11 protein-coding genes and 1 pseudogene are annotated in these 13,333 nt (G+C 37.4%); all 12 read left to right on the forward strand.

Annotated elements, in window-relative coordinates; translation table 11 throughout:
- Positions 1 to 58: 58 nt before the first annotated feature.
- Complete coding sequence (locus NXX38_RS16740) at positions 59 to 1,237, forward strand: AGE family epimerase/isomerase (RefSeq protein ID WP_258981972.1); 1,179 nt, start codon at positions 59 to 61, stop codon at positions 1,235 to 1,237.
- A 20-nt stretch (positions 1,238 to 1,257) separates the two neighbouring features.
- Positions 1,258 to 2,403 carry a SusC/RagA family TonB-linked outer membrane protein gene (locus NXX38_RS16745; RefSeq protein ID WP_258980305.1) on the forward strand — a complete coding sequence of 382 codons (1,146 nt, stop codon included), beginning with the start codon at positions 1,258 to 1,260 and terminating at the stop codon, positions 2,401 to 2,403.
- The gene (locus NXX38_RS16750; protein ID WP_258980307.1) at positions 2,390 to 2,587 is read left to right on the forward strand and encodes a hypothetical protein; all 198 of its coding nucleotides are present in this window, start codon (positions 2,390 to 2,392) and stop codon (positions 2,585 to 2,587) included. Before NXX38_RS16745 ends, NXX38_RS16750 begins: the two co-directional genes overlap by 14 nt.
- Complete coding sequence (locus tag NXX38_RS16755) at positions 2,514 to 4,286, forward strand: SusC/RagA family TonB-linked outer membrane protein (RefSeq protein WP_258980309.1); 1,773 nt, start codon at positions 2,514 to 2,516, stop codon at positions 4,284 to 4,286. Before NXX38_RS16750 ends, NXX38_RS16755 begins: the two co-directional genes overlap by 74 nt.
- Positions 4,287 to 4,299: 13 nt before the next feature.
- Entirely contained in the window at positions 4,300 to 4,707 is a 408-nt protein-coding gene (locus NXX38_RS16760) for a hypothetical protein (RefSeq protein WP_258980310.1), read from the forward strand.
- A 56-nt stretch (positions 4,708 to 4,763) separates the two neighbouring features.
- Entirely contained in the window at positions 4,764 to 6,185 is a 1,422-nt protein-coding gene (locus NXX38_RS16765) for a RagB/SusD family nutrient uptake outer membrane protein (protein ID WP_258981973.1), read from the forward strand.
- 17 nt (positions 6,186 to 6,202) lie between these two features.
- Positions 6,203 to 7,522, forward strand: coding sequence for a hypothetical protein (locus NXX38_RS16770; protein WP_258980311.1), 1,320 nt, complete (start codon positions 6,203 to 6,205; stop codon positions 7,520 to 7,522).
- Between the two features lie 56 nt (positions 7,523 to 7,578).
- Positions 7,579 to 8,202 (forward strand): hypothetical protein, encoded by a 624-nt coding sequence (locus NXX38_RS16775; RefSeq protein WP_258980312.1) that lies wholly within the window; start codon positions 7,579 to 7,581, stop codon positions 8,200 to 8,202.
- A 33-nt stretch (positions 8,203 to 8,235) separates the two neighbouring features.
- Positions 8,236 to 10,029 (forward strand): DUF5018 domain-containing protein, encoded by a 1,794-nt coding sequence (locus NXX38_RS16780; RefSeq protein ID WP_258980313.1) that lies wholly within the window; start codon positions 8,236 to 8,238, stop codon positions 10,027 to 10,029.
- Positions 10,030 to 10,208: 179 nt separating this feature from the next.
- On the forward strand, positions 10,209 to 10,988 hold the full coding sequence (locus tag NXX38_RS16785; protein ID WP_258980314.1) for a hypothetical protein: 780 nt from the start codon (positions 10,209 to 10,211) through the stop codon (positions 10,986 to 10,988).
- A gap of 15 nt (positions 10,989 to 11,003) precedes the next feature.
- Complete coding sequence (locus NXX38_RS16790) at positions 11,004 to 11,894, forward strand: hypothetical protein (RefSeq protein ID WP_258980315.1); 891 nt, start codon at positions 11,004 to 11,006, stop codon at positions 11,892 to 11,894.
- A 28-nt stretch (positions 11,895 to 11,922) separates the two neighbouring features.
- Positions 11,923 to 13,327: pseudogene (locus NXX38_RS16795) on the forward strand (DUF5009 domain-containing protein).
- Positions 13,328 to 13,333: the final 6 nt, after the last annotated feature.

Raw genomic sequence — 13,333 nt, forward strand, 5'->3', positions numbered from 1 at the left:
AGCGGACATTTCTTTCACTGCTGAATTGCCCATACCAATCTATAATGGAAATAATAGTATGGATTTCGAGAAACTGGCAAGTCTGTACAAGAATGAACTTCTGGACAGTGTCCTCCCTTTCTGGCTTGAACACTCCCAAGATCACGAGTATGGTGGTTACTTCACCTGCCTGGACCGTGAAGGAAAAGTGTTCGATACGGATAAGTTCATCTGGCTGCAATGTCGTGAAGTGTGGATGTTCTCCATGCTTTACAATAAAGTGGAAAAACGCAAGGAATGGCTGGATTGTGCCGTTCAAGGTGGTGAATTTCTAAAAAAATACGGACATGATGGTAACTATAACTGGTATTTTTCCCTTGATCGTTCGGGTAGACCATTGGTAGAACCGTATAATATATTCTCGTATACATTCGCCACCATGGCTTTCGGACAGTTGAGCCTTGCAACCGGTAATCAGGAATATGCAGATATTGCCAAGAAAACTTTCGACATTATCCTTTCCAAAGTGGATAATCCGAAAGGCAAATGGAACAAGCTTCATCCGGGTACCCGTAATCTGAAGAACTTTGCCTTGCCAATGATCCTCTGTAACCTGGCACTGGAGATAGAGCATTTATTGGATGAAACGTATCTGCGGGAAACAATGGATACTTGTATTCATGAAGTGATGGAAGTTTTCTATCGTCCCGAACTCGGAGGTATCATTGTTGAAAACGTGGACATTGACGGTAATCTGGTCGATTGTTTTGAAGGCCGTCAGGTGACTCCGGGGCATGCCATTGAAGCTATGTGGTTTATCATGGATCTGGGCAAGCGCCTGAATCGTCCTGAATTGATAGAGAAAGCCAAAGAGACTACTCTCACGATGCTTAATTATGGCTGGGACAAGCAATATGGGGGTATCTACTATTTTATGGATCGTAACAGTTGTCCTCCTCAACAACTGGAATGGGATCAGAAGCTCTGGTGGGTGCATATCGAGACACTTATTTCTTTGCTGAAAGGCTATCAACTGACCGGAGATAAACGGTGTCTGGAATGGTTTGAAAAGGTACATGACTACACTTGGGAGCATTTCAAGGATAAAGAATATCTTGAATGGTATGGCTACTTGAACCGAAGAGGAGAAGTATTGCTACCACTCAAAGGTGGAAAATGGAAGGGATGTTTCCATGTGCCAAGAGGGCTGTATCAGTGCTGGAAAACATTAGAAGAAATAAAAAATATAGTATCCTAATTAGTTCTAAATTTAATATTATGAGAAAAATTCTGTTTTTAATTTTAATGCTAAGTTCTGTCAGTATACAAGCACAGAATTTAATTGTGAAAGGAGTTGTCTCTGATGAATCCGATGTATTGCCAGGAGTAAGTATCTTTGTTGAAGGTACGTCTAAAGGAACAATTTCAGATATTAATGGAAAGTATTCTATTGAAGTAAAGAAAGGAAGTAAATTGGTTTTCTCTTATGTCGGTTATCGGACAGAAGAACTAGTAGCAAATACTCCTGTACTAAATGTAAAGATGAAGACTGATGCTATCCAGCTGGAAGAAGCAATAGTTGTGGGATATGCTAAACAGAAAAAGGCTACATTAACCGGAGCCGTATCTTCTGTTAGTTCTGAAACTATAACAAAAAGAAGCGTAGCATCCTTATCTACTGCTTTACAAGGTGCTATGCCCGGTGTGACTATTCAGCAAACTTCCGGTGAACCTGGTGGTGATGGTGGTTCTATTCGAATTCGCGGTATCGGTTCTATTAATTCAAATACGGATCCGCTGGTTTTAGTTGATGGAATTGAAATGAGTATCGACCAAGTAGACGCCAATACAGTAGAGAGCATTTCTGTTCTGAAAGATGCAGCTTCTGCATCAATTTATGGTTCCCGGGCATCTAACGGTGTTATCCTTATTACAACTAAAAGAGGACAAAAAGGAAAAATAACAACTACGTATAGTGGCTATCTGACAATTCAGCGCCCAACTAATATGCCCGAACCGGTGGCTGCATGGGAGTATTTACAAGCAGAACTAAATGCTTGGGATAATGCAGAAATTACAGTATCCGATGCACAAAGAGCTCAACAACTGCAACAGATAGAAGAACAAAAAACATTACGTCCAGATAATTGGAACAGGTATGATACAGATTGGAAAGACGAAACGATGAAAAGTCATTCAATCATGCATAACCATAATGTAACAATTAGTGGTGGTAGTGACAAACTGACTTTCTTTGGTGCCGGTACTTATTTATACCAGGATGGTTTGATACCTAATGATAATTATAGTCGTACCAACCTTCGTTTAAATGCAGACGCTCAAATACTTCCATGGGCTAAGTTTAGTATTGAAACAGCATTAAGACAAGGTAAAAAAAGTAAATCCGGGTTTGAGTACTCCTAAACAGATTATCAATCAGTCTTTATATATGTTGCCCACTCTTTCTGCTGCCAGAGAGCTGGATGGAAATTGGGGATATGGAAAAAATGGAATGAACCCTACTGCGCAGGCATATGATAGCGGAGAAAAAAATAAGCAAAGGCACGGATGCCGTAGTAAATGGTACGTTAACTCTAACTCCTATTAAGGGATTGGAACTTGTAGGACAATACTCTCGTCGTCAATCCACAAGTAGAGAACGAGCTTTAATAACCCCATATACAACGTCTTTAAAAGGCCAAATTATGGGATCATATCCAACAGATGATTCATTAACAGAGAGTTGGAGTGAAACCGTTAGAAATTATTATCGTGCACAAGCTTCATATGAAAATAAATTCTTTGACCATTATGGAAAAATATTAGTCGGCTTCCAGGCAGAAGATAATCTGAGTACTTCCTTCTCTGGTGGAAAAAGAGGTTTCGATCTAGGACGTTATTATTTAGGTAATGGAGATTCTGCAACTGCAACTTCTTCAGGTGGAGCAAATTCATGGGCTATGATGTCGTGGTATGCTCGTTTGAATTACAACTATAAACAGCGCTATTTACTGGAGGTGAATGGTCGTTACGATGGTTCTTCCCGCTTTACTAGAGATAATCGATGGGGATTTTTTCCTTCGGTATCTGCCGGTTGGGTCATATCTGAAGAAAATTTCATGAAACCTACTCGTAAAGTACTTGACTTTCTAAAAGTACGTGCTTCTTATGGTCTTTTAGGAAATCAAAACATCGGTAATTATCCTTACGCTGCAACCATTGCCACCGGATACGGATACTATTTAGGCGGTGACGAAGCAGACAAAGAATTAGTATCAGGTGTTGCCCAAACAACGTTAGCCAATTCGGATATTAGTTGGGAAAAATCAAAGCAGATAAACTTTGGTATTGATTTTAGTTTGTGGAATGGTTTGTTAAGCGTTACTGCAGATTATTATATCAAAAATATTTACGACATGTTAATGAAGTTTCCATTACCATACTATGTAGGAATGAGTCCGGCGTATACCAATGCAGGAGATATGTCCAACAAGGGTTGGGAAGTAAGTGTCAGTCACAAAAATAAATTAAATGACTTCACGTATGGAGTAACATTTACTTTAAGTGATAACCGAAACAAAATTACCAATCTAAACGGACTTAATTCTCAAGATAAAACAATGGTAGAGGGTTATCCTAATAAAGGCATTTGGGGATATGTGACTGACGGATATTATAAGGACTGGGATGATGTCAATAACTCTCCTAAATTAGGGGATGCACGCCCGGGATTTGTTAAGTATGTTAAAGTTTATCAAGGGGAAGATTCCGATCCTATGACAATTGATACTCGGGATATGGTTTATCTTGGTGACCCATTCCCACACTTTGAATATGGCGTAACATTAAATGCTGGTTGGAAAAATTTTGATTTTACAGCATTTTTCCAAGGAGTAGGACAACGTGTAAATTACATGAGCGGAGTTGGTCTTAAACCTTTTGCTAATGGTTCAAATCTTTTCAGACATCAAATGGATTCATGGACTCCGGACAATCAAGATGCAGCATACCCGATTTTGGTTCCTGAAGCCAATGCAGGTCCTAACTATCAAAAATCTGATAAATGGGTACGAGACGCTTCTTACTGTCGTTTGAAGAATGTTGTTTTAGGTTATACTTTGCCTAATTCATGGACTAAAAAATTAAATATTGGTAGCTTGAGAGTGTATGCTAGTGGACAGAATCTATTTACTATTAGTAATTTCTATAAGGGATATGACCCGGAGGTTGCATATAGCGGCTCTGTTGGTGGGGAATTCTACCCCATTATGCAAACATTTACGTTTGGTATTGATTTAAAATTTTAAATAATCAGATATTATGAAAAAAGCAATCAAATATATATTTAATAACAAGGTTCTGGCAAGTGGAGCTTTGATATTATCATTAGGGATAGCGGGCTGTAGTGACTATTTAGACAAAGAGCCTATGAGTGAATACTTATCATCCAACTTTTACAATAACGATGGTGCAATAGCACAAGGTGCTAATGGGTGTTACCAACGTCTACTGATGGACCATAGTAATACTAGTAGTATACCTTATTGTATATTATGGGATATGTATACTCCTTATGGTATCGAACGCGCAGACAATAGTTCTATTGGCGTTGGCAATATTGAGTTACGGACGAATTTCACAGTAGAACAAACGTGGTCTATTCTATACACTTCTGTAGCAAGATGTAATTCTGTGTTAGATGGAGCTAAACCTTTTATAATGAATTAAGTGATAAGGCCAAAACCTACCTTGCAGAAATTCAGGTTTTAAGATCTCATTATTATATTCAACTAGTTTCTTTATGGGGTGATATTCCATATTTTACATCTGCAGTCACAGAGGAACAAACAAAACAAGTCTCTCGTACACCTTGGAAAGAAGTTGTAGATGATATATTAAAAACATTGGACGAAGCTGCTGATATTTTACCTTGGACAGCGGCCAATTATGGACGCGTCGATAAATCGGTAGCATTAGGACTGAAAGCCAGATTGGCTTTATATGCCGGTTCATGGTGTAAATTTGGTTTTGGTATGGACGGTGAAAAAGATCAGGCTAAAGCTACAGAATACTTTAAGATTGCAGCAGCAGCTTCTAAAAAAGTTATAGATGAAAGTGGACGCGATCTGGCTACTACTTATGCAGATCTGTTTACGCGGATAGGGCAACTAAAAGAAGACGTAAAAAAAGAAACAATGTTGTTTATGATGTTTTCCAACCAAATTCATTCATTTACCCAATACATGTCTCTAGGCGAACAAGTTCGCATGATTGGACAAAGTGGGCGTTTTCCTACTCAACAGTTAGTAGATACCTATGAAATGAAAAATGGTAAACGTATTGATGAAACAGGTTCTGGATATAACCCCAAGAAACCATTTGAAAGTCGTGATCCCCGTTTAAAAGAAACAGTTTACACTCATCATGACGTTATCATCGGTAATACTGGTGGAGATAATAAAATGAAATTCTTGATGGAAGTTTATAATCCTCAAACTACTTCTTGGGATAAAGACGGTAATGAAAAGTTGGTTGCCAACTTAGATTATGCGGGTGCTGTTGCTCAATATGGATATGTAAGTAGTGGTGTGGGATTTGCCTGGAAGAAATATAACCATTTTGATGATGAGGCAAACGCTAATCCGAGCTATAATATCCTGATTATGCGATTTGCAGAGATTCTTTTGACGTATGCCGAAGCAAAAATAGAACTTAATGAATTAGATGCAACGGTAGTAAATGCAATTGATCGCGTCAGAGCTCGTGTAGGTATGCCTGGCATCTTAAGTGTTGATCCGACACGTGAGAATGATCAACTAAAAATGCGTCAAATTGTACGTCGTGAACGTAAAGTGGAATTAGCCAAAGAGGCATTAATGTTATTTGATATGCGTCGTTGGAGAACAGGTGATATTCAGAATGCTGAACCCACTTATGGTTATCCGAAAGCAACAGGTGTAGATCCGGCTACAGGCAAATATCCTGATGGATATGAGCAGGCTACTCCGGATATGGTTCCTTCTTATGGCTCTTCAGGATCGGACAGAGATATCAATGATATTGCTAGTTATGCTGCATTTGGTGATAAATTAAGATCTCGTGATAAAGGTCGTAGTTGGAATAATAGGCACTACTTATGGCCTATTCCACAAACAGAGCGAAATAAATGTCCTTGGTTAGAACAAAATAAAGGATATGGTGAGTAACATATAATGTGTTTATTATGAATAGATTAATTATTATATTATCATTACTGTTAGTGCCGGTTTTTATATCGGCACAGACTGTAGTGACAATTGAAGCTGCCAGTCCGGATCCTACATTAACTGTGCGTGGTCTTGAAAAGCAGATAGACTTATTCAATAATTCTGCCTGGGAAAAGCAAGAAAAAGGAATTGTCTTATTATCTACGGAATATAAAAAAGCTATAAAATCGACTCAAAGCACATATACAGCCGTAGTGATAAATGGAGATATGAAAGTGATTAAAGTCCTGAATGGTGTAATCTCTAAAGATGCTCAACCAGCATTTAGTGCTCCTTTGGATATAACATTGGGACAGGCAGAGTTTGCATTAATTGGTTATGATACTGATTATCTAAAGGATGGTTACCGTAAATTTCTTGCCGAGAACTTCCATGTAGGAGATGTTGTAAAGCTGCGGATTGATGGTGAAGTACACTCATTGGATAAAGTGATTGCTTTTTCCAAAGGAAGTATTCCGCCTCAAATAGAGTTGGATAATGATTTCTTATTTACCGTTGTAGGAAGTAAAACTACATTAAGCGGCTGTATTGCTAATTATGATAAAAAAGCCAATTATCAGTTGTTTATAGAAAACCGAACAGAAACAAAACCAGTAGCTGTTACAACAAAGGGGCTATTTCGTAATCAGTTAACTCTGAATGATGGTACTAATTTCTTCAATTGGATATTGAAAAAAGAAGGGAAAGAAATTACTCGTAAGTCTGTTGCCATATTCTCCAAAGTTCCAAATCAACAACAGAGTGAATTGGTTATGTGGGTGGAGCAGTTTCCTAATGCAAAGGTATTGACTAATAGAGAAGCTGTAGCCACTATGGTTAATAACGTAAAGAAAGCAGGGTTCACTTCCATTGGATTAGATGTAAAAGGACCAGAAGGATATGTTTCTTACCGCAAAAACGATCTTTCAAAAACTCCTTATCTAACTGCAACCAAAAATCCGAATAAACAAGTGAAGGATGATGGATTTGATTTGCTGGAAGTTGTACTCCAGGAAGCACATAAGATTGGACTCAAAGTCTATACTAGTTTTAATTTCTTCACAGAAGGGAATATTACTGTAAATGATTACGCTATTCTTCATGAACATAAAGATTGGGAGGAAATAGTGCAACGCCCCGAAGACAAAGGTAAACTGTTGAAAATCACAGAAAGTACAAGAGGGAAAGAAGCTGCTAAAGGTAAACTATTAGCTTTAGCTTTTGTAAATCCTTCTAATAAAGAAGTGCAGGACTTTCAATTGTTGCGCGTGGAAGAAGTTCTAAAAATTATGATATAGATGGTATCGTATTAGATCGCTGTCGTTATGATAATTTATATGCCGACTTTAGTCATGTGACTCGAAACGCATTTGAAGAATACCTAGAGAAAGAAGGCAAAATTTTAGAGAACTTTCCCGCTGACGCTTTCAAAATAGACAAAGAAGGCACATTAGTAAAAGGTCAATTCTTTAAAGAATGGATTACTTTCCGCTCTCAAACTATTTGTGACTTTACCGGACGTATTCGCTCATTAGTAGATAAGTATAAGACTGAAAAGAATCCGAATTTAAAAATGGCAGCTTATGTAGGGTCCTGGTATGAAGTATATTATCAAAATGGAGTAAACTGGGCTAGTAATCAATTTAAATATGATGATCGATTATCATTTCCAGATAGTGAAATCTACGGAGAAAATTACAATAAAACAAGTTACTTAAACAATCTTGACTTTCTGATGATCGGAACTTATTATAAAACGCCTAAAGAAGTCAATCGATACATTACTCTAGGGAATATCCTTACATGTGGACAAATTCCATTGTTGGGTTCAATGAGTTTGCCTGATTTAAGTGTTTCCGATCAGGGAAAAGTGTTTGGGGCTTCACTAAAGAATTCATCAGGTCTAATGATTTTCGATAATTGTTATGTTGATTGGAATACTTTTTTTCGAACAAATGAAAATAGCTTTTTCCATTAAGAAAAAATAATGAACATATAATACTCGTGAAAGATGAAAAAACTAATAAACTTAATATTCAGTATGATGTGTATTACTACACTCTTTACTGTAACTTTTAGCTCTTGTTCAGATGATGATGAAAACAGAGCTTATGAATCTGTGCAAATAGTAGGAGTCAAAGTGAATAATGAATTATACACACCTTCTTCTGTCAGTGCAGCAGAGACGACTGTATTGATTCCCGCCGGAGTCGATTTATCTAAAGCTAAATTACAATTATTGGTTATAAATGGTACTGCCAATTTTGTAAACGATCAAGAGTATGATGCTCGTAAGCCTCTTGATTTGACATTAAATGGATTTGATGGAACCACTGTGCAGACAAAATTGCGTATCCAGTCTCCTCCTAAATTAGTGTCTTTTATAATAGAAGGAATGACTGTCCCTAATAGTGATATTCATACAGGTGAAGAATCGTTGATTGTCCAAGTTCCGGAAGAAACTGACCTTACGGCACTAAAGGTTACCATGGAATATATCAATGGGACAATTATGGACTTTCAGAATGGTGTTACATTAGATTATACCAATCCGAGAAGTTTTAAAATAAAGGGCATAGATGAAGAAACAATTTACACTTATGAGTTTATTATCACTACGGAAAAAGTAGGTCCTGCATCTATAAAAGCAATGACTATCAATGGTATTGAAACTGATTATGTGCTTACAGATGATAAGAATGTCGCAGTTCCATATATTCCGGCGTTGATGGATTTCACATCTGTAAATGTAGAACTAACTGCTGGATTCGGCAATAAAATAGATGAATCTTTCACTGGACAAGGATTAAATTTGATGAATGGTAACAATAAGGTTTCAATCAAAGGAAGCAATGGTGTGACGACAGAGTTCACAATTGACATACCTCAAATTTCTGCAGAACCTGTATTCAAAAAAGACTATACAGAACTAGCCGGATTTGGATCTGACAACCTAATTAGTGTAGGAATTAGTGATCCATATATTATTGCAGGCAACCATTCTTCAACTAAGAAAACCCCAGCATATTTTGATTATACAGGCAATAAGATCGAGAATTTGAATGAAACAGGGTTAAGTATTGCAGGACATGGTATACGTTTAATGGCTACAGATGACAAGGGCAATATTCTTGGAACCTCATTAGCTTTATCTGGAGACAAACCTGTATTATATCGTTGGAGTAATGTAACAGCAGAAGCTAAAGAATTTATTTCATATGATAAATCAGCGCTGGGTGAATCTGCGACTCCTCGTTTAGCTGGTATTGGCATCATGGGTGATTTAGATGGTGATGCCACAATAGTTGCTACTAAAGCACAGTCAGTAGATGTATATGTTTGGAAAGTCACAAATGGAGTCGTGAATCCTACTCCTCAAAAATATGCATTCCCTGTTGCTACTCCAAGTTACTATTGGAGCGTGGTTCCGATGCCTATAGGTATGAGCGGATATATGGGATTCTTTAGTACAAGTGCAACTAATGGACTTATTTGGATGAACAGTACTATGGGAGAAGTTTCCAGAAGTTCCGGAGTTAGAACCAGTGGTGGAGATGTAATAACAATTAATGGCCGTGTGTATGTAGCATATACAGCATATTCGGGAGATCAAAAAGGTGTTATGCGTATCTGTGATATAACTGATGGTAAATATAATCAAATATTCAATTATACAATGGAAGCATCGGGGGCTAATGGTAATAGTACAGCTTCTGCTTGTTTAATGGTGAAAAACAATGAATTATATGCAGTATTTGGCTGTACTGGTTCCGGCTTATACTTCTACCGTATAGCGTGTAGATAATAATTAATAAACAGGACCATATCTAATTGATATGGTCCTATTTAATCTCTTTATTAATATGAAACAGAATTATAATTATATATTTTTTTCTTACTTGTCTCATTATAGGAGGTACATCTTGTTCTCATAAATACAGAACATCCTCTCCCAAGTCAGTAGAAGCATTCTTTAAGAATGAAGTGAAACCGGAAAAATTCATAGAATGTTTTCCCGGAGCCTATTATCGTAAGGTAAACTCCAGCAAGGATGTTTGGTTGGGAGTTGGGGGCACCGTTACACTCCCCCAATTATCATTCGATCAAACTAGAAAAAACACTAAGAAACCGGGCCAGTTTCTTGATAATCCATCTGTATATTTAGGAGGAAACATGGGAGATCAGGAGACCGACTTCGGGTTAGCTTGGGAGGTTATCCGTGAAAAAGATGGTAAACTATCTAAAGAAAGGAAAGCTTTTCGTCCGTTTATGAGACGCAGTGAACATATTAACGGACAAGAGCCGAATTATGCACAAGCACCACCGGAAGATAAATATTATTGGTATCCAGGCGAGAAAGTTACAATGTATTTTCAAGTACTAGAACCCCATAAAGTACATTTTGTAATAGAAGGAGCTGGGAAACGTTTTGAATGTGACTATGATTGTGAAGGTTATATTCCGGGCGAATTGGGTACCTTTAAACGGGTAAATGCCATTGATCAGGTTGCGAATGAAGGTAAACCGGCGCAAGCTACAAAAACAAAGGTGCTGAATAGTCGGTGGGATGAGAGTTATTATTTTAGAAAAAATAAAGATGAAATAGTGAAAGTGCCGATTCATGAAGGACGTTTCACAGATATGCGTTGCCCGGACACTCATTTCTTTGAAATAATATCAACTGACGAAGATCGAAAAAAGGAGCAGAAACTATTAGTATTAATGGAAATGGATACTAATCCTCAAAAGAATATTATTGATTAACAAAAATGATGTAAGATGAAAAAATATTTATTCTATTCATTATTCGTGATTTTAGCTATGGGCTTTTACAACTGTTCCAGTAGCGACGATGGGGAACCGGAATCAGAACCAGAACCCACAGATCCAATTAACACTTACTTTAAAGACGAGGTAAAGCCACAAGCGAGTGTTGCTTGCTTTGCCGGTGCCTATTATCATAAAGCCGTAACAAGTAAAGATTTATGGCTAGGCATCGGAGGAACTATAAAGTTACCTACAGCTACTTTTGACGAAGATCGTAAGAATCCTAGTAAACCAGGACAATACCTTGATAATCCTTCTATATATTTAGGAGGAAATATGGGTGGACAGGAGACTGATATAGGTTTGACTTGGGAAGTTATAAAAGATGAACAAGGCAATATCAGCGCTGAAAGAAAAGCATTCCGCCCGTTCATGAGACGCACAAGTCATTCAAGTGGACAGGCATCTAACTATTCAAATGCTCCTGCGCAGAAAGAATATTATTGGTATCCGGGTGAGGAAGTTACAATTTCTATTCAGATCATAAGAAGTGGAGTTCTCAAATTTATTGTGGACGGTAATGGTAAGCATTATGAGTCAGAATATGAATGTGCTGGATACAAACAAGGAACTCGTGGAGAATTTAAACGTGTAAATGCTATTGACCAGGTATCTAATGAAGGAAAACCGACACAAGCTACGAATACAAAAGTTGAAGGTGCTCAATGGAAGGGAAGTTTTTTATTCAGGATGTATGACGGTAAAATAGTAAAAACTCCACTTCATACAGGAAGATATACTGATATGCGTTGTCCGGATGCTATGTATTTCGATATTAATTCAACGGAAGCAGAACAGAAGATTGGTGCGGAATCTGTAGAGATTAATGGTGCAGGATATTAACAAATAGATATATTTCAAATAATAAGTCATGAATAAACGAGCCTTCTCTCTTGATGCATTAAGAGGATATGCCATTATTACTATGGTTTTATCGGGTACCATTGCTTCAGGAGTATTACCAGGATGGATGTACCATGCACAAGTGGGTCCCCGCTCTAATTTTGCATTTGCCCCATCATTTTATGGAATAACATGGGTTGATTTAGTTTTCCCATTCTTTTTATTTGCAATGGGAGCAGCTTTCCCTTTTTCTATTGGTAATAAGCTGGAAAAAGGAGAATCTAAATTAAAAATAGCGTGGGATTGTATATTACGTGGATTCCGGTTAACTTTCTTTGCTATTTTTATCCAGCATATGTATCCTTGGGTAACATCTTCTCCTCAAGATGTGCGGTCGTGGTTGTTGGCCCTATCGGCATTTGTTCTTATGTTTCCCATGTTTATGAGAATTCCGGTTAAAATGTCTCAGATGGTTGCGTGGAGGGATACAACTATCTGCTTATATGTTAGGCGTTTTCATGTTACTTACTGTAAGTTATGCTAATGGCAGAGAATTTAGCCTGTCATATAGTAATATTATTATTCTAGTTCTGGCAAATATGTCTATTTTCGGTTCTTTGGCATACTTGTTTACGGCAAATAATAAATGGGCCAGAATAGCTATTCTCCCATTTATTATGGCTGTTTTTCTAGGAAGTAAAACTGACGGATCTTGGGTGAAGGACCTGATGAACTATTCTCCGATTCCCTGGATGTATAGTTTTTATTATTTGAAATACTTGTTCATTATTATTCCCGGAAGTATTGCCGGTGAATACTTAAAGGAATGGCTACAAAATAGAACAGAGGCTGCTTCATCTTTAGAAGAGAAAAGGAAAATCCCCTTAATTCTATTGTTAACTACTGGGGTTATTATCTTTAACCTTTATGGTCTGTATACACGTCAGTTATTATTAAACTTGTGTGGTACAGTTATTATTTTAGCCTGCATTTATTGGCTTCTGAAAACAAGAAGTAACAACATGGATTATTGGAGAAAACTATTTGTTGCGGGAGCTTATTTACTTATGCTAGGCTTATTCTTTGAAGCTTATGAAGGCGGAATCCGTAAGGATGATTCAACCTACAGTTACTATTTTGTTACTGCCGGTCTTGCTTTTATGGCGATGATTGCTTTTTCAATTCTATGTGATATCTATAAATATCGGCGACTGACACGTCCATTGGAAATGGCAGGACAAAACCCTATGATTGCCTATGTAGCTACTAATTTGGTAGTAATGCCTATGTTAAATCTGATAGGAGTAGCATCATATTTAACCTATCTTCAGCAAAATGCCTGGCTCGGTTTCTTACGAGGAGTTATTATCACTGCATTGGCGACATTAATAGCTATAATTTTCACAAAACTTAAATGGTTCTGGAGAACATAATCGAGA

Origin of the sequence: Bacteroides sp. BFG-637, from assembly GCF_024793605.1 — a bacterium.
GTDB classification, from domain to species: domain Bacteria; phylum Bacteroidota; class Bacteroidia; order Bacteroidales; family Bacteroidaceae; genus Bacteroides; species Bacteroides vicugnae.

Bases quoted from the DNA above. Each gene is read 5' to 3' on its own strand.
- NXX38_RS16740 (WP_258981972.1), top strand. From the start codon at position 59: ATGGATTTCGAGAAACTGGCAAGTCTGTACAAGAATGAACTTCTGGAC.
- NXX38_RS16745 (WP_258980305.1), top strand. From the start codon at position 1,258: ATGAGAAAAATTCTGTTTTTAATTTTAATGCTAAGTTCTGTCAGTATA.
- NXX38_RS16755 (WP_258980309.1), top strand. From the start codon at position 2,514: ATGATAGCGGAGAAAAAAATAAGCAAAGGCACGGATGCCGTAGTAAAT.
- NXX38_RS16760 (WP_258980310.1), top strand. From the start codon at position 4,300: ATGAAAAAAGCAATCAAATATATATTTAATAACAAGGTTCTGGCAAGT.
- NXX38_RS16770 (WP_258980311.1), top strand. From the start codon at position 6,203: ATGAATAGATTAATTATTATATTATCATTACTGTTAGTGCCGGTTTTT.
- NXX38_RS16780 (WP_258980313.1), top strand. From the start codon at position 8,236: ATGAAAAAACTAATAAACTTAATATTCAGTATGATGTGTATTACTACA.
- NXX38_RS16790 (WP_258980315.1), top strand. From the start codon at position 11,004: ATGAAAAAATATTTATTCTATTCATTATTCGTGATTTTAGCTATGGGC.